Origin of the sequence: Streptomyces niveiscabiei (assembly GCF_001419795.1) — a bacterium.
Taxonomy (GTDB): Bacteria; Actinomycetota; Actinomycetes; order Streptomycetales; family Streptomycetaceae; genus Streptomyces; species Streptomyces niveiscabiei.
Genome location: NZ_LIRL01000001.1, coordinates 1 through 2,647, shown reverse-complemented (window position 1 = coordinate 2,647; position 2,647 = coordinate 1). Strand labels below are relative to the sequence as shown.

Genomic DNA, 2,647 nt, shown 5'->3' with positions numbered 1-2,647 from the left:
GGCGGCGCGGCGGAGGAGGCCGTGCGGGGGTGGGAGGGGGCCTCGGCCGCAGCGAGCGGTGACGTGCCGACGCGGCGGGGGGATGGGGCGCAGGACGGCGGGACGCGCCAACCGTGGAGCCGTCCCGGCGCGAGACGCGGCGCAAGGCACCAGACCCCGGCGCACGAAGCGCGGCGTCAAGACCGCCCAGCCCGAGACGCGGCGTGGCGTGCGGGTCGGCCTGCGGCAGGTTCCTCGGCGTGCCCAGTGGCTCAGAAGCCGATCGCCTCTCGTAGCAGCAGGACCGTGCCCCGGCCCGGATGGGGTTCCGTGTTCAGGATCAGTAGGCGGTTGACCGCGCTCGGTTGGCCGTAGGTCCTCTGGGCGCGGGCTGTTTCCAGGGGGAGGGCGTGGTGGTTGGCTCGGCGTAGGGCCGTGGGCAGGTCGGGGACGAGTTTTTGGGCGCCGATGATCCAGATGGACCGGCCGGCGCCGCCGGCGGAGGCGGGGAGCTGGCTGCCGGTGGCCGAGGCGATGACGAGCGCGCCGGTCTCGGTGACGGCCGTGGCGCTGGCGATGTAGACGTCCGGGGTGGAGATCAGGCGGCGTATCCGGTCGGACTCCGTGGTGCGGTCCATCGTCACCACGCGCGGCCTGATGGCCTCGCAGTGGCCGCCCTCCTCGATGTCCCGGGTGATGCCGGAGAGGCGGAGGGTCTCGCTGGCGCCGGTGAACACGGTCGCGCCCGGCGGGATCAGGTCCTTGACGCGGGCGCGGGCCGCCTCCGCGTCGTCGAGGAGTTCGGCGGTGAAGCCGTTCGCGCGGAGCGCCTCGACCGTACGCTCCAGCCGTCCGGCGGACGCCGGTGCGCCGAAGCCGGTCCCCTGCCCGGCAGCCGCCCACTCCGCCGCCGCTCCTTCGCCCGGTGCCGAGCCTTTCAGCGGGGTCGTGTCGAGGTACCGGACCTCGTAGACGCGTTCGGCGAACCTCCAGCCCTCCGGCGTACGCCGGTACGTGTCGTGGTAGACCGCGAAGTTCAGGCCCGAGCGGCCGTCCAGGACGCGCGCGACCTCCTCCAGGTACGCGCGGCCCGTCGCCGTGTCGCCGTCGAGGCTGATCGTGCCCGGGTGGGTGTTCTGCACGAAGAAGTCCCACTGCTCCTGGAGGCGTTCGCCGCCGACGCGGATCTCCTCGCGGCCGGTGAACTCGACCGGGATGTTCGGCATGCTCAGTACGCCGTCGGGGGTGAAGAGCGCCGCGAGGCGGGCGCGGTCGCGCATCATCGCCGCGTCGGTGAACTCGCCGCGCAGGGCCTCGATCTCGACGCGGTCGGCGATCGCCTGGAAGTCGTCCATGTCCGGGTCCCGTTCTGTGGAAGGTGCGTCGACGGGTACGACAAGGCGGGGACGCCGGATGTGAGGCGGATGTGAGACAGGCCACGTACGAGGGCGGCGGCCTCACATTCCGCCGCGCCGATCTGTCGTACGTGCCGTAAGGACGAGGCAACGCGGACGAGGGAGCACGGATGACACCGGAACCGTCACGGCTGGACCCGGTCATGCGCGAGCGGCGTCAACTCCTCAACCTCGCCTACCGGATGCTCGGCTCCCTCGCCGACGCGGAGGACGTCGTCCAGGAGACCTACGCCCGCTGGTACGCGATGCCCCCGGCCCAGCGGGACGCCGTCCGGTCCCCCGGCGCCTGGCTGACGAAGGTCGCCGGCCGTATCTGCCTCAACCTGCTCGGCTCGGCGCGGGCCCGGCGCGAGACGTACGTCGGCGAGTGGCTCCCGGAGCCGCTGCCGGACCCCTCGGAGTGGCTCTCCGGCACGTCGGCCGGCACGGACCCGGCCGACCGGATCACCCTCGACGAGTCGGTGACGATGGCCTTCCTCGTCGTCTTCGAGTCCATGACCCCCGCCGAACGCGTCGCCTTCGTCCTCCACGACGTCTTCCGCTACCCCTTCACCGAGGTCGCCGAGATCGTCGGCCGCAGCCCGGCGGCCTGCCGCCAGCTGGCGGCCTCGGCACGCCGCCGCGCGACCGCCGCGCGCGCGACGACGGACCCCGGCGCGGAACGCCAGGCGAGGGTGGTCCGCCGTTTCAAGGCGGCCTGGGAGTCACAGGACATCAACGCCCTGATCCGCCTCCTGGACCCCCGAGCGACAGCGGTCTCCGACGGAGGCGGCCGAGCGATGGCCCACCCCCTCCCCCTCGAAGGCGCCGAACCGATCGCCCACTTCTACCTCCGCATCGCCCGCTTCTCCCCACCCCGCACGATCCACGAACGCACCGTCAACGGCCTCCCCGGCCTGGCCGTCGAAACCGACGGCCGCATCGACACGGTCTTCGCCTTCGAACTCACCACGGACGACCGGATCGCCCGCATCTGGGCGGTACGCAACCCGGACAAGCTGGCGCCGTGGCAGGTGCCGTGAGGACCCTGATACGCGTCCCGGGATCAGCGGCGTAGGCGTCGTGCCTGGTACAGCGCCAGGGTTCCCGCTGCCATCGGGGCCCACATGATCCAGACCGTGACGATGACGTCTGTCGTGGAGGTGCTGTCGGTGGTGATGATCACGGCGAGGAGGGCCCAGAAGGCGGATATCAGGCCGAGTGCCCAGAGGCCGGCGGTCCACCCGGGGGTGGGCTTCCCGGGTGTGGAGCTG

2 protein-coding genes and 1 pseudogene are annotated in these 2,647 nt (G+C 72.5%); 1 reads left to right on the top strand and 2 read right to left on the bottom strand.

The genetic code is table 11. From position 1 onward, the window contains the following. Positions 1–251: 251 nt before the first annotated feature. Positions 252–1,334 carry an LUD domain-containing protein gene (locus AOK24_RS45155; protein ID WP_079056598.1) on the bottom strand — a complete coding sequence of 361 codons (1,083 nt, stop codon included), beginning with the start codon at positions 1,332–1,334 and terminating at the stop codon, positions 252–254. Between the two features lie 170 nt (positions 1,335–1,504). Here AOK24_RS45155 and sigJ point away from each other — a divergent pair, with 170 nt between their 5' ends. Continuing rightward, positions 1,505–2,416: an RNA polymerase sigma factor SigJ gene (gene sigJ, locus AOK24_RS00005; protein ID WP_055717934.1), complete on the top strand. Its 912-nt coding sequence runs from the start codon at positions 1,505–1,507 to the stop codon at positions 2,414–2,416. Between the two features lie 23 nt (positions 2,417–2,439). Here sigJ and AOK24_RS45150 read toward each other — a convergent pair. Beyond that, a pseudogene (locus tag AOK24_RS45150) lies at positions 2,440–2,647 on the bottom strand (M16 family metallopeptidase); the annotation flags it as partial.